Below are 18,026 nucleotides of genomic sequence, written 5' to 3'. Positions count from 1 at the left end.
TCCTGCTGAAGGGGTCAGGGTACAATCTTCAAAGTTGATAAGGCTTTGAAGGAGAGACATGGCATCGGATTTTTGGCTGATCGCAGGACTGGGCAACCCCGGAAAGAAATATGAAGGCACCCGCCACAACATGGGATTCATGGTGGCGGACGTGCTCGCGGAGCGCTGGACGGTGAACTTCGCCGACCACAAGGGCCTCGCCATGCTTGGCAAAAGCACGATGAATCTTGACGGCCGCACCGTGAAGTTCTTCCTCGCCAAGCCCCTGACCTACATGAACGAGTCCGGCAACGCCGTGGCCTCCATCGCCGCCTATTACCAGATCGAACCGGACCACATCGTGGTGATTCATGACGATATGGACTTGGAATTCGGCCGTATCAAGGTCAAGGTCGGCGGCTCGACGGGTGGCCACAATGGCATCAAATCCATCGACCGCTCACTGGGTACGCCGAAATACGCGCGCGTGCGCATGGGCGTCGGCCACGCCAAGCGTGGTCCCAACGCACACGACAATACGGTGAACTGGGTATTGGGCGGATTCGGCCCGGACCAGCGCAAGCAGTTGCCCGACTTCCTGGCCGATGGCGCCGACGCCGCCGAAGACATCATTTTCAAGGGGCTTGCTAAGACCCAGGAGCAGTTCAATGGCCGCTGACGCCACAAAGCCCGCCGACGCGTCCGCCATTGCCGTTGCGGCGGCGAACGGCCAGCCCATCAATGGCTCGCTCGCCGGCGTATTGGACGCACTGAACCACGATTCGAATTTTCATGCCCTTGCAGCCGGTGAGATCGAGCCCAGCGAGAATGCCGCAGACCCTTCGCTGCTGGTCGGCATGCCGGAGGGCTTACGCCCGGCACTGGCGGCTGCGATCGGGCAGGGCGTCAATGGCAAACCCGGCAAGCCGGTGGTCATGGTCGTGGCATCCGGCCGCGAAGCCGAAGAAACCGTAGGCGCATTGCGCTCCTGGTACGACGGCGATCCGAACGACATCGCCCAGCTCGAAGCCTGGGAGACACTGCCTCATGAGCGCCTGAGCCCGCGCGCGGACACCGTGGCCAGCCGCATGGCCGTATTCCACCGTTTGAAGCATCCGGACCGAAACAATCCGATGTTCGGTCCGATCCGCATTCTCGTGATGCCCATCCGTTCGCTGATACAGCCGGTGGTCAAAGGCCTGGGAGACGTGGAACCGTTGGTATTCGCGGTGGGAGAGGAGCTCGCGCTCGACGAGGCCGCCAAGCGACTCATCGAAAACGCCTACACGCGTGTGGATCTGGTGATGGACCGCGGTGAATTCGCGGTGCGCGGCGGCATTCTCGATGTCTTTCCGCCAACGGCCCCACATCCGGTGCGTATCGAATTCTTCGGTGACGAAATCGACACCATCAAGGAATTCCACGCTTCGGACCAGCGCACCTATGGCAAAGGCATGAAGACCATCTGGGCCACCGCATGTCGCGAACTGCAATTGACCGATGCCGTGCGTGCTCGTGCCAAGTCTCTGATTGGCTCGATTCCCAACGCGGAGGACATGCTCGAATCCATAGCCAACGCCATTCCTGTCGAAGGCATGGAATCCCTGATGCCGGCGCTCGTTGACCATCTTGAACCCGTGGGCTCCATGCTGCCCAAACATGCCGTCATCGTGCTGAGCGACCCGGAAAAACTCCGCCGCTCCGCCGAGGATTTGGCCAAAACCGCCAACGAATTCCTTGCCGCAAGCTGGCATGTGGCTGCATCCGGCCATGGTGCCGGTGCCCCCATCAGCTTCGACGAGGCCAGTTTCCTGGATTATGCGGAAACCATCAGTTCGCTCGAATACTCCGAGCATGACGTAATTCGCCTGACCAGCTTCGGCGTGGACGCCACCCTGCCGGGCCGTGTGCAATTGGATGCGCAGAATCCGGCGGAGTTCCGCGGCAACGAAACCAAGGCCGCGCAGGGCATCGAGGGATTGATCGACGCCGGATTCCAAGTGACCATCACCGCCGCCGCGGCCGGTACGTTGGCCAGACTCAAGCGCGCGATCAACACCACCGGCATCACCACGTTCGATTGCATCCGCTCGCAGGCCATCGATGGCTTCGTGGACAAATCCGCCAAAATCGCACTACTCACCGAACGCGACCTGACCGGCCGCACGTCGGCCGTGGCCGTGGCCAAAACACCAAAGCGCCGCCGCAAGGCCATCGACCTGGTGGAACTCAAAAAAGGCGATTATGTGGTGCACGAGCAGCACGGCATCGGCCGGTTCGTGGAAATGCGCCAGCGTACCATCGGCACCGGCGCGAACCGCACCACCCGCGAATACCTGGTCATCGAATACGCGCCCTCCAAACGAGGTGCGCCCGCGGACAAGCTGTTCATCCCCACCGACCAGCTCGATCAGGTCAGCAAATACATCGGTGCCGAAGCGCCGAAACTCAACAAGCTCGGCGGTTCCGACTGGGCGGCGACCAAGGCCAAGGCGCGCAAGCACGTCCATGAGATTGCCGACGACCTGATCAAACTGTATTCCGCTCGCCAACGCGCGAAAGGCTTCGCGTTCAGCCCGGATACTCCTTGGCAGAAAGAACTGGAGGACGCCTTCCCCTACCAGGAGACCGCCGACCAGCTCACCACCATCGACGAAGTCAAGGCCGATATGGAAAAGCCGGTGCCGATGGACCGTCTGATCTGCGGCGACGTGGGCTTTGGCAAAACCGAAATCGCCGTGCGTGCTGCATTCAAGGCTGTACAGGATGGCAAGCAGGTGGCCGTGCTCGTGCCCACTACGCTGCTCGTGCAGCAGCATTACGAGACGTTCACCGAACGATTCGAAGGCTTCCCGGTTGACGTGGCGGCCATGAGCCGATTCCAAACCACCAAGGAGATCAATGCGACCATCGAAGGCTTGGCCGCAGGGTCGGTGGACGTGGTCATCGGCACCCACAAGCTCCTGAACCCGAAGATCAAGTTCAAGGATCTGGGCCTCGTCATCATCGATGAGGAACAGCGTTTCGGCGTGGAGCATAAGGAAACGCTCAAAGCCCTGAGAACCAATGTGGACGTGCTGTCCCTGTCCGCAACGCCTATCCCGCGAACGCTCGAAATGGCCGTGACCGGCATCCGCGAGATGTCCACGCTGGCCACGCCTCCCGAGGACCGACTGCCGGTGCTCACCTATGTGGGCGCCTATGAGGATGCGCAGGTCACCGCTGCCGTGCGCCGCGAACTCCTGCGCGGCGGCCAGGTGTTCTACGTGCACAATCGCGTGCAGGACATCTCCCACATCGCCGACAAGATTCACACGCTTGTGCCTGAGGCTCGCGTGGGCATTGCACACGGCAAGATGGGGGAGAAGCAGCTCGACCAGATCATCCGCGATTTCTGGCACCGCGATATCGATGTGCTCGTATGCACCACCATCATCGAAACCGGCCTTGATATTTCCAATGCCAATACGCTGATCGTGGACCATGCCGACCGTTTCGGTCTCTCGCAGCTGCACCAGCTGCGCGGCCGCGTGGGGCGTGGCCGTGAACGCGCGTACGCTTACTTCCTCTATGATCCAACCAAGCCGATGACCGAGCAGTCGCACGACCGACTCGCCACCATTGCACAGAACACCGCACTCGGCAGCGGATTCGACGTGGCCATGAAGGATTTGGAATTGCGCGGCACCGGCAACCTGCTGGGTGACGAGCAATCCGGTCATATCGAAGGCGTGGGCTTCGACCTCTATGTGCGCATGGTCTCCGAAGCCGTGGAGAAGTACAAGGAGCCGGAGGAGAACGTCGAGCCGATTTCCGTGTCCGTCGACCTGCCGATCGAAGCCTCCATCCCGGTGGACTACATCGACTCCGACAAGCTGCGTCTGGAGGCGTACCGCAAGCTCGCCTCCGCACGCAACGAGAACGATCTGAAGGATCTTCAGGAGGAGCTCGCCGACCGTTACGGCAAGCCGCCGGTCGAATTCAAGACCCTGTTCGACGTGGCCCGCCTCAAGTTCAAGGCCAGGAAACTCGGCGTCTCCGAGATCCTTGCACAGTCGAACCGCGTGCGCATCGGTCGCATCGACCCGCCGGAATCCATCCAGATGCGCATGGCCCGCATCTACAAGGGCGCTCAATACCGCCCGGTCACGCATCAGCTGCTGATCCCCGCGCCGTTCAACGGTTCGCTCGGCCAAGGGCCGATGAGTTCTGACCAGATCGTGCTATGGACCAATCAGCTCTTGGATGATTTGGCTTGGCGCCCGCAGCCGCGCAAATAGCGAATAGGCAATGATTTCCCTGAATTGCTCGTATTGACAATTCGTCGACGCAAGCAATTCAGGGAATTCGTTTGTCCATATGAATCAGTGCCATAATGTGGATGGATATCCATTTCCTTGTTCGTCATATGAAACGTTCCATGCCTGTTGGCAAAAAGCCTCTTTTTTACGTACCAGAAACGTTGGCCACAAATACTGCTGGCTAACGACGATGCTTTCAATGCGCATCGTCCCCGAGAAGAAGGGAAGCGTCAGATGAACAGGCGATTTCTTGCAGCAGGAGCGGCGCTGTGCGCTGTGGTTATGTTGCTGTCAGGATGTGGAAACAGTTCTTCTGCCAGCAGCACCGCCGGCAACAATGTGATTCGCGCTTATGGCGTTGAACCACAGAATCCGCTGACCCCCGGTGACTCCGGTGAAAGCGGCGGCATCCAGGTTGCCGATCAGATTTATTCCACGCTCATCACTTACAACAGCGACGGTTCCATTAACAACGAAGTGGCGAAAGGCATCACCCCAAACGATGACGCCACACAGTTCACCGTCACACTGAAAGATGGTTGGAAGTTCAGTGACGGCACTCCGGTGAAGGCGGAGAACTTCACCAAAGCTTGGAGTTACGCGGCGAATGGCGCCAACGGTGCCAAAAACGCCTGGTGCTTCTCAGCAATCAAGGGCTACGATGAGCTGCAAGACAAGTCGGTAGCTTCCGATGCGCAACTGTCCGGTTTGAAGATTGTTGACGACAAGACATTCACTGTTGAGATGAACAAACCGAATTCCATGTTCCCTAAGGAGCTGGGTTATATCGCCTTCGCACCGGTGCCGGATTCCGCGTTCAAGGACATGAAGGCGTTCGGCCAGAAGCCGGTGACCAACGGTCCGTACAAGCTTGAGTCCTGGGACCATAGCAAGACCATCACCTTGGTCAAGAACCCCGAATACAACGGTCCGCGCAAGCCTAAGAACGATGGCGTGACCTTCCAGCTGTACACCAAGCCGGATTCCGCCTATGCCGACGTGCAGTCCGGCAACTTGGACGTACTCTCCACCATTCCTGCCTCGGCCATGAAGAGCTTCCAGTCCAACCCGAAGATCAATGCCATCTCCACGCCGGGCTCCTCCTTCCAGGGCTTTACGATTCCGGCGGCATTGGATCATTTCGGTATGAATGAGGAGGGTCGTTTGCGTCGTCAGGCCATCTCGCTGGCCATCGATCGCGAGCAGATCACCGATAAGATCTTCTTCAAGACCCGTACGCCCGCCACCGATTTCCTTGCTCCCGTGATCTCCGGCTATTCCGACAACCTGAAGGGCGCCGATGTGCTCAAGCACAATGAGGCCAAAGCCAAGAGGTTGTGGAAGCAAGCGGATGCCATCTCACCGTTCTCCGGAACCTTCCAGCTGGCCTACAACGCCGACGCCGACCACAAGCAGTGGGTAGATGCCGTGTGCAACCAGCTGAAGAATGCATTCGGCATTGACGCCAAGGGACTGCCGTTCCCGACCTCCGCCGAATACTACGATTCGTTGGATTCCAAGACGCCGACCTTCGCCTTCTACACCAGCTGGTCCGCCGACTGGCCGTCCGCCGATGACTTCCTCGTGACCCTCTATGCTTCCAGCTCCGCCGATGGAAACGGCTCGAACACCGGCAATTATAAGAACCCGGAATTCGATGCGCTGCTGGATAAGGCGGCCGCCACCACTTCGATGGATGAGGCCAACAAGTATTATCAGCAGAGCGAGGAGATCCTGCTTAAGGATCTGCCCACCATTCCGCTCTGGTATGGCAACGCCAATGCCGTAACCACCAAGAACGTGAGCAAGATCCAGTTCAACTTCAATGCACTGCCGACCTACTGGAAGATCACGAAGTCCTGATGCTGTACGGAGGCGATTACAACCCTGAGCAGTGGCCGCGTGACGTGTGGAAGCACGACATGCGGCTGCTGCGCGAGGCTTCCATCAACGAAGTCACGCTCAATGTTTTCTCGTGGGCCGCACTCCAACCCGATGAGCACACCTATGATTTCTCCCGCCTTGATGACATCGTCGCTTTGGTGAGCGAGTATGGGATGAACATCATCATGGCAACATCCACCGGCGCGCTGCCCGCCTGGATGTCACTGAAGTATCCCGATGCGGAGCGAGTCGACTTTGACGGTCGCAAACACCGGCATGGCGCCCGCCAGAACGCCTGCCCCAACAGTCCGACCTACCGCCATTACGCGGCGGAACTGGCCAGCAGACTTGCCGAACGCTATGGCTCACTGAGCAATCTCGAGGCGTGGCATATCTCCAACGAATACGAAGGCATCTGCTACTGCCCGAACTGTGCTCGCACATACCGCGATTGGTTGCGCGCGCGATATGGCAGCGTCGAGCATCTGAACGCGGTGTGGGGCACTGATTTCTGGGGCCACACCTATGACTCCTTTGACCATATCTATCCGCCGGACCGCGCCGGAGACGGCAGCTATGACGGCCCATGTGCGGTATTGCCGGCCGCAAGTCTCGACTACGCCCGTTTCTTCGACGATTCGATCATCGACGCATACAACGTGGAAAAGAAAGCGATCCGTCGTTTCGATGCGCAAACACCGGTTACTACGAACTTCATGGGCAACTTCTACCAATACGACTACCAGCATTGGGCCAAAGACATTGATATCGCCGCATGGGATTGCTATCCTCGGCTAGGTACGCCTGCCAGCGACACCGCGTTCTGGCATGATCTGATCCGCTGCCTGAAGCGCAAGCCGTTCCTGCTTATGGAACAGACACCCAGCCGTATGAACTGGATGCCATACAACGCGCTCAAACGCCCCGGCCAAATGCGGCAGCAAAGCTGGCAGGCCATCGCCCACGGTGCCGACTCGGTGCAGTTCTTCCAGATGCGCCGCTCCCGCTACGGTTGCGAGAAATTCCATGGTGCCGTGATTGACGCCGACGGAACCAATAAAACTCGAACCTTCCAAGAGGTCGCGGCATTGGGCCGTGAACTCGCCGAAGTGGGCCCGCTGATCGAAGGGTCGATGCCGAAGGCCCGCGTGGCGATAATCTTCGACTGGTCCTCCTGGCGGGGCCTGCGCAACGCGATCGGCCCATCGAACGACCTGGACTATCTACGTGAGGCGAGAGCCATGTACGCCGAACTCTACCGACGCAACATTGCGGTGGACGTGGTGGGTGTGGGCGCCGACTTCAGTGCCTACGACCTGGTGCTCGCCCCCGCGCTGTACATCGTGAGCGATGCCGACGCGGCCCGGCTCAACGACTATGTGCGGCAGGGCGGCACTTTGGTGCTGACGGTCATGAGCGCCCTGAGCGACGAACACGACGTACTCCACCAAGGCTTCACGCCAGCGCCTTTCCACGAGACCGCCGGCGTATGGGCCATGGAGACCGACGCGCTCGCCCCTGATCACACGGTGCCGTTGCATTTCGCCGACTCCTCAGATCAGACCGACTGCGCTGTGCAGGATGCCTCCACAGAGCAAACGGACTACGCGGCCAGAGTCCTTTGCGACATCTTGGTGTCGGAGGAAGGCACGCAGGTGCTTGCCACCTACGGCGAGGGACCATTCTATGCGGGCAAACCGGCCATCACCGGCCATCGCTCGGGCGAAGGCGTCTGCTATTACGCGGGCGCATTCCTCAACGGTCCGGCGATGCGCGAATTCCTAGGTATCGTACTGGCCGAAGCCGGCATCCCCACGGTGAACACGAACGCCGGCGTATCGATCAACACCCGGTATACAGCCGATGGCGAGGCGCTGACGTTCATCATCAACGACACCGATGAGCCTCGCACGGTCACCATGCCCCGCAGCGGAACCGACCTGCTCGCCGCAGGTACGCCGGCAACGCTCAAAGCCGGCGCAACCGCGCAACTGCCGCCATTCGGGGTGATGCTGCTGCGGTAGCGGCAATGGTCGCGATTCCATAACGTCCGTGCTCCATTGTTCCCATCGTGTGGCTGTTCGCACTCACAGTGCGGGTATATTTGCCTATACCGTGGAAGGACTCGCTGCACGATGGGGCATTGTTCGTTGTGCACTGTTCGATGGGCACTGCCCGGTGAGACGCTGCACGATGGGTACGATGGAGGCATGAGTGAAGTCATTGACGCAAACCGTGCCATAACCCCGAATCCTGCCAACACCGCCGAACTGGCCGGATTCACCATTCCGCGCCTCGGTATGGGCACGATGGCGCTCGCCATCGAAGGCCGTCCGACGGATCGCAGCGAGGCCGTCGAAACCATTCACCGGGCCCTCGACCTCGGCGTACGTTATCTCGACACCGCGTGGTCATACTACCGGCCGAGCAAACCCGGCACCGGTGAGCCGGAAGACATGGGTTATGGCGAATATCTGGTCCGCGACGCGCTCGCCAGCTGGCATGGCCCGAAGGATGAGGTGCTCGTGGCCACCAAAACCGGCTGGCTGCGCACGCTCGATGAGCAAGGCCGTTATGGTTGGCAGGCCGACGCCCGCCCGGAGACGATGATCGCCAACGCCAAGGAATCCGCTCGCCGTCTTGGCGTCGATGCGCTCGATCTGCTCTATTCGCATTGCGACGATCCGCAGGTGCCCTATGAGGAGCAGATGGGGGCGCTGAAGCAGCTTGTGGATGAAGGCGTCGCCAAAGCGGTCGGCATCTCCCGCATCGGCAACGAGGACATCGAAACCGCGCATCGCATTCTTGGCCATAGTCTGGTGGCGGTGCAGAACCAGTTCTCTCCAGTGCATCGCGATCCGGAGCATACGATGGAAACCTGCGAACGGCTTGGATTGGCGTTTGTCTGCTGGTCGCCGCTCGGCGGGTTCCTCGACCCGTTCAACGAGCATCTGTTCGATCGCTTCAAGGAAGTCGCCAAGGCGCATGACTGCTCCTATCAGCGGATTACGCTCGCCTGGGAGCTTGCGCAGTATCCGCGGCTGTTCACGATTCCCTCGGCCCGCAACCCGCAGGAGATTGAGGATTCGTTCCAAGCTGTGAGATTGACGCTCAGCGACAGGGAGCTTAACTATCTCAATGAGACCGAAGCCGCATGATGCGCGGTTCGGTGCCAAGCTCGCGAAAAGCCGCTTTCCGCGGGCCGCATGGCGGGCCGGCAAATTCATGTGAGCGCTCACACTATTTTTGGGCGTGTCGTTCACAACGTCCACAAATCGCACTAGTCTTATGACTGTCATTAGATACACAACCGTTTTAAGGAGTAGTTGTGGCAGCAATTGAAAGCGTGTACGCGCGTCAGATTCTCGATTCCCGTGGCAACCCGACCGTTGAGGTCGTCCTGGACACCGAAGACGGTGCTCGTGGCCTGGGCCTGGTTCCGTCCGGTGCCTCCACTGGTGAAGCTGAGGCTTGGGAGCGTCGCGATGGCGACAAGTCCGTCTACGGCGGCAAGGGCGTTCTGAACGCTGTCAAGGCCGTCAACGAGGAGATCGCTCCGAAGGTCATCGGCATGGATGCCTCCGACCAGCGCGCTCTCGACGACCTGATGATCGAGCTCGACGGCACCCCGAACAAGGGTAAGCTGGGCGCCAACGCCATCCTGGGTGTCTCCCTGGCTGCTCTGTACGCTTCCGCTGAGTCCGCAGACGAACCGCTGTACCGCTACATCGGCGGCACCAACGGCCACATCCTGCCGGTTCCGAACATGAACATCATGAACGGTGGCGCTCACGCTGACTTCGCCACCGACATTCAGGAGTACATGATCTCCCCGTACGGCTTCAAGACCTACTCCGAGGCTCTGCAGGCCGGCGTCGAGGTGTACCACACCCTGAAGAACGTCCTGAAGAAGGAAGGCCTGAACACCGGCCTCGGCGACGAGGGTGGCTTCGCTCCGAAGATGAAGTCCAACAAGGACTCCCTGAACTACATCATGGACGCCATCTCCGCTGCCGGCTACGAGCCTGGCAAGCAGATCGGCATCTCCCTGGATGTCGCTTCCTCCGAGTTCTACAACAAGGAGACCGGCAAGTACCACTTCGAGGGTGATGAGCGCGACTCCCAGTACATGCTCGACTTCTACGAGCAGCTCATCGAGGAGTACCCGATCGTCTCCATCGAGGATCCGTTCAACGAAGAGGGCTGGGAAGACTGGACCGCCATCACCAAGCTGCTGGGCGACCGCCTGCAGTTCGTCGGCGACGACCTCCTGGTCACCAACCCGGCTCGCCTGCAGAAGGCCATCGAGCTCGGCGCCGCCAACTCCCTGCTGGTCAAGCTGAACCAGATCGGTACCGTCACCGAGACCCTCGACGCCATCGAGCTGGCCACCGCCAACGGCTACACCTCCATGGTTTCCCACCGCTCCGGCGAGACCCCGGACACCACCATCTCCGATCTGGCTGTCGCTAAGAACACCCGCCAGATCAAGACCGGTGCCCCGGCTCGTGGCGAGCGCGTTGCCAAGTACAACCGCCTGCTCGAGATCGAGGAGGAGCTCGGCTCCACCGCTCAGTACGCCGGCTACAGCGCCTTCAAGGCCTGCAAGAAGTACCTGGCCAAGTGAATTGAAACGCCCATAAAGGCGTGACATTCCACTGAAGCTCAATACCCGCTGCGTTCGTCAAGTCGAATGCGGCGGGTATTTTCATGTGTCATGAGCAAATCATCCCGTGCCGAGGCTAGCGGCAAAACCAAGTCCACTAGGAGAAAGAGCGCCACGGGACCTATCGCATTCTTCGTCTCTCTGTTCATCGTGGCATTAGGAACCATCCAACTGGTCTCCACCTTCCACACATACGCGTTGAACCTTGCCGAACTCAACGGCCTGAAACGCGAGGAAGCCTCATTGGTGGCGAAGAAACAGGAGCTCGAGAACAACATCAAACGTTGGAATGACAAGGCCTATGTCACCGCGCAGGCGCGCGAGCGTCTTGGATTCGTGTTCCCGGATGAGCAGGCGGTCCGCGTGCTGCATCCGGAGGCGGTGACCGGCACGGAGACGGAATCGGGGGAATCCGGCACCTCGCAGGATTCGAACAAAAAGGTGCTGCCCTGGTATAGCGAGCTTGCGTATTCATTCAAAAAAGCCGATGAACCCGTAGACGTCAAGAACCAATCAGGCAGCGATTCCAACAGCTCCGATAGTTCCGGCAGCGACACCAACAGTAGCCAGAACGGCAATAAGAACACCGACCAGAATACCGCAGGGGAGGGAACCCAACAGTGACCATCGATATCGACGCCAAAGCGAAGTCCCTAGTCGACGCCGTTATGGCGCAGCCAGCCACCGACCAGGACATCGAATTGGTGCAACGCCAGTTGGGCCGTTATCCACGCGGCATGGTGGCTGTGGGTGCCCGTTGCGTATGCGGCCGCCCGCTGGCTGTGATCACACGTCCGGTGCTGCCCGGTGGCATTCCTTTCCCGACCACCTGCTATCTGACCGGTCCTGAAGCCGTGAAAGCCGCCTCCCATGTGGAGGCCGCCGGCGTGATGCAGCAATACAACGAGATGCTCGGCGAGGATGAGGAGCTGAAGGCCGCATACGGTGAGGCGCATCAGCTGTATCTGGCATTCCGCCATGAGCTGGCCGCACGTCTGGGCGATAGCGAGGAGCATATCGAAGGCACGTCCGCGGGCGGCATGCCAGTGCGCGTCAAATGCCTGCACGCCCTGTTGGCCCAGAGCCTGGTGATGGGCCCGGGAGCCAACCCGATCGGCGATATGGTGCTGGAACGCGTCAAGGATGAATTTGACCCCGCCGTCTGCCGTTGCACGGTGCTGTGAACACACTGCTGTAAGCAATACGAGGAGGAGCATATGAGCAAGGATTCCGTAACTGTTGCCGGCATTGATTGCGGCACGAACTCGATTCGACTGAAGGTCGCGCGCGTGGACGCCAACGGCATGCATGAAGTGGTGCCGCGCATCCTGAGAGTGATTCGCCTCGGCCAGGACGTCGACAAGACCCATCGCTTCGCCGATGAGGCGTTGGAACGTGCCTATGTGGCCGCCCGTGAATTCGCCGGCGTACTCGCCGAACATCCGGTGGACGGTCTGCGCTTCGTAGCCACTTCCGCCACCCGTGACGCCGAGAACCGCGAGGAATTCGAAGATGAGATCGAGAAGATCCTCGGCGTGCGCCCTGAAGTGATCCCCGGCACTGAAGAAGCCGATCTGAGCTTCCTTGGCGCCACCTCGGTAGTGAACCGTGATGATTTGGAAGCGCCGTATCTGGTGGTCGATTTGGGCGGCGGCTCCACCGAGCTGGTCATCGGCGGCGACGGCGTCACCGCGCCGACCACTCAGGTACAGGGCGCATTCTCGATGAACATCGGTTCGGTACGTATGACCGAACGTCATCTGAAGAACGATCCGCCCACCGATGAGCAAATCGCCGAGGCCATCGCCGACATTGACGAGCACATCGACGAGGCGTTCCAGCACGTGGACGCCGGCAAGGCCCGCACCATCATCGGCGTATCCGGCACCGTGACCACGATGACCGCGTTGGCCATCGGCCTGAAGGAATACGACCACACGGTGGTCGATGGGTACCGACTGGGCCTTGAAGAGGCGTATGCGGTGGATGACAAGTTCCTCACAATGACCCGCGCCGAACGCCGCGAATACAAGACGATTCACCCTGGCCGTATTGACGTGGTCGGTGGCGGCGCCGTGGTGTGGAACCGTGTGCTGGCCAAGGTGAGCGAAGCCGCCGAAAAGGATCACGGCACGCCTATTGACTCCTATGTGGCCAGCGAGCACGGGCTTCTGGACGGCATCGTCCTCGACTACGGCCGCCGTCTGCTTGCACGGTAAATAAGAGTGCCTCCGACGGGCTGAGCCGTGAAGCGGACAGCCCAGTGGGCTGTCCGTAGGCGAAGGGAGCGCGGCTATGCCGCGACGGCTGAGCGAAGCTCAGCAACCCGCAAGCCGCATCGTCTTAGGGTGACGTACAATAGTACGGTTAGCTTTATTGGCTAACGCCTCCGTGGCGAAATTGGTATACGCAGTCGACTTAAAATCGACCGCTTCGGCTTACGGGTTCGAGTCCCGTCGGAGGCACACTTTCTCGAAACATTCCCTCATTACCCTGTTCCTCGTTGTGTTGAACGTCTGATGAAACGAGGGATTCCTATGGCCTCACGCTGGACCGCGGTCGATCGAGTCGAACAGGGCGCACTGCCCACCATGCTCGCCCAGGCTATCATCGCGGGCACTGCGCTCACCGTTGGCGCCATCGCCTGCTCCGGTTTCTACCTGAACATGATCGCCGATCCCAAAACCAACGCGCCGGTCATCGCCCTGGTGCCATGGATGGCGGCAACGGTGTTGGTGGCGGTCGTATTCACCTATGTGGTCGGCTTCGCGCTGCTCTGGTGCGCCGAATCGTTCACCATCCATCTCAAAGACACATTCAAACCTTGGGGCTACGCCGTGGTGGGCCTGATCGGCTACGCCATCTGGGGCATGTTCGTGATGGGCTCCACGATGAATTCGCTTGACCAGTCCATCAACGGCGTCGTGCTCCCCAATTCCGATATCCTCGCGCTCACCGCGAACTATGCGGTGTTCGGCTTCATCGCCTTCCTGCTCGCCCGAGCCTATGGCACCAAGCTCGCCACGAAGAAAACCGCGGCCTTCGCCCTGCTCACCATCCAGCTGGTGCTGGCCGTTCTGGGTATTGTGGTGTTGGTGATGATCTTCGGCCAGATTGCCAACCACTGATTCGATCGACAAGGCCACACAGGCGAGGAAGGAGCAGGTATGTTCAGCGTACTCGACATGTTCACCATCGGAGTAGGCCCCTCGTCGTCGCATACCGTGGGCCCTATGGCCGCCGCACACGCGTTCGCCGCGTCGCTGAAGAACGATGGCCTGATTGACCGCACCGAACGGGTCAAGGTCACGCTCTATGGCTCCCTGGCCCTGACCGGCATGGGTCACGGCACGGACCGCGCCGCCATGGCGGGTCTGGAAGGCAACCTGCCGGCCTACGTGGACACGGAACACATGCTTCATATTCGCGAGACCTGCGCGCTCGACGATACGTTGAATCTTGCCGGCGTGAAGCGCATCCATTTCGAATACGACCGTGACGTGGTCTTCGAACTGTGGAAGCGCATGGCCGCGCACCCCAATGGCATGCGCTTCCAGGCGTTCGATTCCGCGGGCTCGCTGGTCAACGAACAGGTCTGGTATTCCATCGGCGGTGGCTTCATCCGCCAGGGCACGCCCGATGATCTGATGATCGGCATCCATGACAAGCCGCCGGCGGGCACTTCATTCGCCGACGAAGACGAATCCGACTCGACCGACTTCGGCCCGGAGACACCATACCCGTTCTCCTCATGCGCCGAACTCGTGTCGTTGTGCAACAGGCACCACATGAGCATCGCCGAATTGGTGTGGGCCAATGAAACGGCCAACCGCTCGGGCATCCAGGTGCGCAACACCATCGACAATGTGTGGCGCGTGATGCGCGAATGCGTTTCCCATGGATGCACGTCCACCGAGACCACGCTGCCCGGCGGATTGGATGTGCCGCGTCGCGCCCCGAAGATGTACCAGCGGCTTTCCTCCAACTCCGATTTGCTGCACAGGGACCGCCGGCGCAAGGATGTCGTGTTGGAATCCTCCGACGCCGCATGGGTGGATCTGTTCGCGCTCGCCGTCTCCGAGGAGAACGCCGGGGGAGGCCGCATCGTCACCGCGCCGACCAACGGCTCAGCGGGCATCATTCCGGCGGTATTGCACTATTACTGGCATTTTGTCGATGATGCCAACGAGCAGGGCATCGTGACCTTCCTGCTCACCGCCGGTGCCATCGGCTACCTGTTCAAGCGCAATGCCTCCATTTCCGGCGCCGAGGTCGGTTGCCAGGGCGAGGTCGGCTCGGCCTGCTCGATGGCCGCGGCAGGTCTCGCCGCGGTGATGGGCGGCACGCCCGAACAGGTGGAGAACGCCGCGGAGATCGGCATCGAACACAACCTCGGCCTGACCTGCGATCCGGTGGGCGGGCTGGTGCAGATCCCTTGCATCGAGCGCAATGCGATGGCCGCCAACACCGCCATCAACGCCGTGCGCATGGCCATGCTCGGCGACGGCTCGCATATCGTGACCCTCGACCAGGCCATCGCCACGATGAAGCAGACCGGCGAGGACATGATGGCCAAGTACAAGGAGACCTCCAAGGGCGGTCTCGCCGTCAACGTCGTCGAATGCTAGCGAGCTGTATCGCACTGGGAAGAACGACTTTCGCCGCTCCGCCAATGGTGATAATGTAGGGCGCATTGTGTCTGACAAGGAGGACGTATGGCAGAACAGATGCCCAAGGTGAACGCCGAATTCGGCACCACGCCCGTTATCGAGTTCCCGACCGACGAGGCTCCCAAGGGCCTCAAGGCCATTGAGCTGACCGAGGGCGACGGCCCGATGGTCCGCCGTGGCGACACCGTCACCGTGAACTACCACGGTGTGGTGTGGGGCAAGGACACCCCGTTCGATTCCAGCTTCGACCGCCACCAGCCGGCCAGCTTCGGCATCGGCGTGGGCCAGGTCATCAAGGGCTGGGACCAGACCGTGCCGGGCCACAACGTGGGCTCCCGTCTGGTGGTCTCCATCCCGCCGGAATACGGCTACGGCTCCCGTGGCGTGCCGCAGGCCGGCATCGGCGGCGGTGACACCCTGGTCTTCGTTATCGACATCATTTCCACTCGCTGAGACATATTCAGCATGACGGAACGCCGGTGTCATAGCCGGCGTTTTTGCTATACATTCAGCATTGATCGTAAAGTTCAGGAGGACAACATGGCTGAAGAGAAGGTCTACCTGCTGACGCAGGAAGCATACAACAAGATGAAGGAGGAGCTCGCCCACCGCGAAGGCGAGCTGCGCGAGGAGATCGCCCACAAGATCGCCGTGGCCCGTGCCGAAGGCGATCTGTCCGAGAACGGCGGCTACCAGGCCGCCCGTGAGGCCCAGAGCAAGAACGAGGGCCGCATCACCGAGCTCACCGTGAAGCTGCGCGACTCCAAGATCATCGAAAGCGCTCCGGAAGGCACCGTGGGCAACGGCTCCGTGGTCACCATCGAGCTCAACGGCAACGAGATGACCTACGTGCTCGGCAGCCGCGACATCGTGGCCGGCACCGACTACGACATCATGACCCCGGATTCCCCGATCGGCAAGGCCATCGAAGGCGCCAAGGTGGGTGACACCGTCACCTACACCGCCCCGAACGGCCGTGAGCTGTCCGTGGTGGTCAAGGCCTCCAAGCCCCTCGCCTGAGCCGGCTGAGAGCCTCCCCAACACCGCAAACGCGTATGAAATCCCTCTGGCTATTCAGAGGGATTATTTGTTTGTTGAACATCGCTTTTCATGTGCTGTTGTACAGAGCATGGTTATAATTTACATGTAAATATGCATGTAGATTAGGGGGGCGTGATGGCGTCGCTTATGGTTCCTGTGGATACTCTTGTGCCGATTAGCAAGTTTGGACGAGGTGGAGCGAGTGCGGAATTCGCGAAGGTGGATAATGGTCGTCCTGTAACTGTGCTGCGGAACAACGAACCTGTATATTTCATCATTAACCAGCATGATTTCCAGCACTATCGCGATTTGGAAGACGAAGTTCGTGAGTTGCGTAACGAGCAGGCAAGGCGTGATGTCGCAACTAAGGAATATACGCATTCGTTCGATAATGTGAACCAGCTGGAAGATTATTTCGATGCCATCTAGAATTCAACGCATCACGACGATTCGTGCTTTTGACCAGGATGTCAAGACGCTCAAGAAAAAGCATGTTGATGTGAAACGTATGCTTCCCGCGATTCATGCCATTGTTGATGGTGATCAAGACCTGCTTGCTATGAAATATCGTGATCACGCATTAACCGGGAACTGGAATGGATATCGCGAGCTGCATATCGAAGGAGATTGGCTGCTCGTATATTTCATCGACGGTGACGGTCTCGTATTGGTGCTCACCCGTACCAGCACGCATGATGAGTTGTATTCAGGCAAAACCACAAGGAAACTCATCAAAACATACAAAGATGCGATGCGTCGTGATTTCTAGTCTTGGCCGAAGAGTTCCAGGTACCGGCGGGCGGTGAGGCTTCTGACGGGAGAGTGGGCGAAGGCGCCTGAATCCCGGGCGATGATGAAGTCCATATCGTTGCGTTCGGCCACGGCGCGAATCAGTCCGTCTTCGAAATCCGGCTCGTCGGAGTATGCGGAATCGTGGCATTCCTCCTGCCCTACGGGCAGAACATTCAACAGCACCAGGAAATTCCTGATGAGATGTCTGCTCGCGGCTTCTCCGAGCGGTTTTCTGCACAGGTAATAGAAGTCCTTCAATGATCCGGACGTGGTATGGCCGGTATCCTGCCCCGAGGCAATCCGCTTCACCAGCGCTGTGGCTTCTGCGTGCTCCGGGCGATTCACCACCGCGTAGTCGATGAGTACGTTGGTATCGAGTAGCAGCTTAGATTTCACGGTTCTCCAGCTCCTTGCGCATGTCGTCGTAGCTCATGGTGTCCAATTCGGTGCCGCGGGGCAGAGTGGCGATAATATCTTGTGATTCTTGGAAGGCGTGAAGCATTTCCTGCTTGCGTTTACTGCTTGAGTCACCGAACTCCGGAACGACTCCGGTGCTGGCGATGCTCTCCCAGAGATTCCGAATAAGCTCGTTTGGCGTGAGTCCGGCTTGCTTGATGTAGGCGTTGGCGACTGTTTTGGTGTTGGTGTCAACGCTGGCGGAAACGGTTGCAGTCGACATGACTTTTCCTATCT

17 protein-coding genes and 1 tRNA gene are annotated in these 18,026 nt (G+C 59.6%); 16 read left to right on the top strand and 2 right to left on the bottom strand.

The window, feature by feature from the left end; genetic code table 11:
• The first annotated feature begins 58 nt into the window (after positions 1-58).
• The 16 genes from pth to F7D08_RS04580 all read left to right on the top strand — a co-directional run bounded on the left by pth (position 59) and on the right by F7D08_RS04580 (position 17,310).
• Positions 59-658: an aminoacyl-tRNA hydrolase gene (gene pth, locus F7D08_RS04655; RefSeq protein WP_152209510.1), complete on the top strand. Its 600-nt coding sequence runs from the start codon at positions 59-61 to the stop codon at positions 656-658.
• Positions 648-4,259, top strand: a complete 3,612-nt coding sequence (mfd, locus tag F7D08_RS04650) for a transcription-repair coupling factor (RefSeq protein WP_319624260.1) — start codon at positions 648-650, stop codon at positions 4,257-4,259. Before pth ends, mfd begins: the two co-directional genes overlap by 11 nt.
• A 255-nt stretch (positions 4,260-4,514) precedes the next feature.
• Positions 4,515-6,143, top strand: coding sequence for a peptide ABC transporter substrate-binding protein (locus tag F7D08_RS04645; RefSeq protein ID WP_152209509.1), 1,629 nt, complete (start codon positions 4,515-4,517; stop codon positions 6,141-6,143).
• Complete coding sequence (locus F7D08_RS04640; protein ID WP_152209508.1) at positions 6,143-8,188, top strand: beta-galactosidase; 2,046 nt, start codon at positions 6,143-6,145, stop codon at positions 8,186-8,188. Before F7D08_RS04645 ends, F7D08_RS04640 begins: the two co-directional genes overlap by 1 nt.
• A 186-nt stretch (positions 8,189-8,374) precedes the next feature.
• On the top strand, positions 8,375-9,322 hold the full coding sequence (locus tag F7D08_RS04635; RefSeq protein ID WP_152209507.1) for an aldo/keto reductase: 948 nt from the start codon (positions 8,375-8,377) through the stop codon (positions 9,320-9,322).
• Positions 9,323-9,492: 170 nt separating this feature from the next.
• A complete protein-coding gene (gene eno, locus F7D08_RS04630) occupies positions 9,493-10,791 on the top strand; it encodes a phosphopyruvate hydratase (protein WP_033890350.1) in 1,299 nt (432 codons plus the stop codon).
• A 90-nt stretch (positions 10,792-10,881) separates the two neighbouring features.
• Positions 10,882-11,454 (top strand): FtsB family cell division protein, encoded by a 573-nt coding sequence (locus F7D08_RS04625; protein WP_193316191.1) that lies wholly within the window; start codon positions 10,882-10,884, stop codon positions 11,452-11,454.
• Positions 11,451-12,014, top strand: coding sequence for a DUF501 domain-containing protein (locus tag F7D08_RS04620; protein ID WP_152209505.1), 564 nt, complete (start codon positions 11,451-11,453; stop codon positions 12,012-12,014). The genes F7D08_RS04625 and F7D08_RS04620 overlap by 4 nt, the downstream gene beginning before the upstream one ends.
• Before the next feature lie 33 nt (positions 12,015-12,047).
• Positions 12,048-13,049, top strand: coding sequence for a Ppx/GppA phosphatase family protein (locus tag F7D08_RS04615; RefSeq protein ID WP_152209504.1), 1,002 nt, complete (start codon positions 12,048-12,050; stop codon positions 13,047-13,049).
• A 166-nt stretch (positions 13,050-13,215) separates the two neighbouring features.
• Positions 13,216-13,295, top strand: a tRNA-Leu gene (locus F7D08_RS04610).
• Between the two features lie 72 nt (positions 13,296-13,367).
• Positions 13,368-13,958, top strand: a complete 591-nt coding sequence (locus F7D08_RS04605; RefSeq protein WP_152209503.1) for a cadmium transporter — start codon at positions 13,368-13,370, stop codon at positions 13,956-13,958.
• 39 nt (positions 13,959-13,997) lie between these two features.
• Positions 13,998-15,458, top strand: coding sequence for an L-serine ammonia-lyase (locus tag F7D08_RS04600; RefSeq protein ID WP_152209502.1), 1,461 nt, complete (start codon positions 13,998-14,000; stop codon positions 15,456-15,458).
• Between the two features lie 87 nt (positions 15,459-15,545).
• Entirely contained in the window at positions 15,546-15,953 is a 408-nt protein-coding gene (locus F7D08_RS04595; RefSeq protein WP_152209501.1) for an FKBP-type peptidyl-prolyl cis-trans isomerase, read from the top strand.
• An 87-nt stretch (positions 15,954-16,040) separates the two neighbouring features.
• Positions 16,041-16,520, top strand: a complete 480-nt coding sequence (locus tag F7D08_RS04590) for a GreA/GreB family elongation factor (RefSeq protein ID WP_100494855.1) — start codon at positions 16,041-16,043, stop codon at positions 16,518-16,520.
• Positions 16,521-16,676: 156 nt separating this feature from the next.
• A complete protein-coding gene (locus F7D08_RS04585) occupies positions 16,677-16,970 on the top strand; it encodes a prevent-host-death family protein (protein ID WP_226803373.1) in 294 nt (97 codons plus the stop codon).
• A complete protein-coding gene (locus F7D08_RS04580; protein WP_152209500.1) occupies positions 16,960-17,310 on the top strand; it encodes a type II toxin-antitoxin system YafQ family toxin in 351 nt (116 codons plus the stop codon). The genes F7D08_RS04585 and F7D08_RS04580 overlap by 11 nt, the downstream gene beginning before the upstream one ends.
• Here F7D08_RS04580 and F7D08_RS04575 read toward each other — a convergent pair.
• Both F7D08_RS04575 and F7D08_RS04570 read right to left on the bottom strand, forming a co-directional pair.
• Positions 17,307-17,729: a type II toxin-antitoxin system VapC family toxin gene (locus F7D08_RS04575; protein ID WP_152209499.1), complete on the bottom strand. Its 423-nt coding sequence runs from the start codon at positions 17,727-17,729 to the stop codon at positions 17,307-17,309. The genes F7D08_RS04580 and F7D08_RS04575 overlap by 4 nt on opposite strands.
• A complete protein-coding gene (locus tag F7D08_RS04570; RefSeq protein ID WP_152209498.1) occupies positions 17,719-18,012 on the bottom strand; it encodes a type II toxin-antitoxin system RelB/DinJ family antitoxin in 294 nt (97 codons plus the stop codon). Before F7D08_RS04570 ends, F7D08_RS04575 begins: the two co-directional genes overlap by 11 nt.
• Between the last annotated feature and the right edge of the window lie 14 nt (positions 18,013-18,026).

The organism is Bifidobacterium cebidarum (assembly GCF_009193305.1).
GTDB lineage: Bacteria > Actinomycetota > Actinomycetes > Actinomycetales > Bifidobacteriaceae > Bifidobacterium > Bifidobacterium cebidarum.
Note: the sequence above shows the minus strand (reverse complement) of the source record. Positions and strands in the feature narration are given on the sequence as shown.

Bases quoted from the DNA above. Each gene is read 5' to 3' on its own strand.
- pth (WP_152209510.1), top strand. From the start codon at position 59: ATGGCATCGGATTTTTGGCTGATCGCAGGACTGGGCAACCCCGGAAAG.
- mfd (WP_319624260.1), top strand. From the start codon at position 648: ATGGCCGCTGACGCCACAAAGCCCGCCGACGCGTCCGCCATTGCCGTT.
- F7D08_RS04645 (WP_152209509.1), top strand. From the start codon at position 4,515: ATGAACAGGCGATTTCTTGCAGCAGGAGCGGCGCTGTGCGCTGTGGTT.
- F7D08_RS04640 (WP_152209508.1), top strand. From the start codon at position 6,143: ATGCTGTACGGAGGCGATTACAACCCTGAGCAGTGGCCGCGTGACGTG.
- F7D08_RS04635 (WP_152209507.1), top strand. From the start codon at position 8,375: ATGAGTGAAGTCATTGACGCAAACCGTGCCATAACCCCGAATCCTGCC.
- F7D08_RS04625 (WP_193316191.1), top strand. From the start codon at position 10,882: ATGAGCAAATCATCCCGTGCCGAGGCTAGCGGCAAAACCAAGTCCACT.
- F7D08_RS04615 (WP_152209504.1), top strand. From the start codon at position 12,048: ATGAGCAAGGATTCCGTAACTGTTGCCGGCATTGATTGCGGCACGAAC.
- F7D08_RS04605 (WP_152209503.1), top strand. From the start codon at position 13,368: ATGGCCTCACGCTGGACCGCGGTCGATCGAGTCGAACAGGGCGCACTG.
- F7D08_RS04600 (WP_152209502.1), top strand. From the start codon at position 13,998: ATGTTCAGCGTACTCGACATGTTCACCATCGGAGTAGGCCCCTCGTCG.
- F7D08_RS04595 (WP_152209501.1), top strand. From the start codon at position 15,546: ATGGCAGAACAGATGCCCAAGGTGAACGCCGAATTCGGCACCACGCCC.
- F7D08_RS04590 (WP_100494855.1), top strand. From the start codon at position 16,041: ATGGCTGAAGAGAAGGTCTACCTGCTGACGCAGGAAGCATACAACAAG.
- F7D08_RS04585 (WP_226803373.1), top strand. From the start codon at position 16,677: ATGGCGTCGCTTATGGTTCCTGTGGATACTCTTGTGCCGATTAGCAAG.
- F7D08_RS04580 (WP_152209500.1), top strand. From the start codon at position 16,960: ATGCCATCTAGAATTCAACGCATCACGACGATTCGTGCTTTTGACCAG.
- F7D08_RS04570 (WP_152209498.1), bottom strand. From the start codon at position 18,012: ATGTCGACTGCAACCGTTTCCGCCAGCGTTGACACCAACACCAAAACA.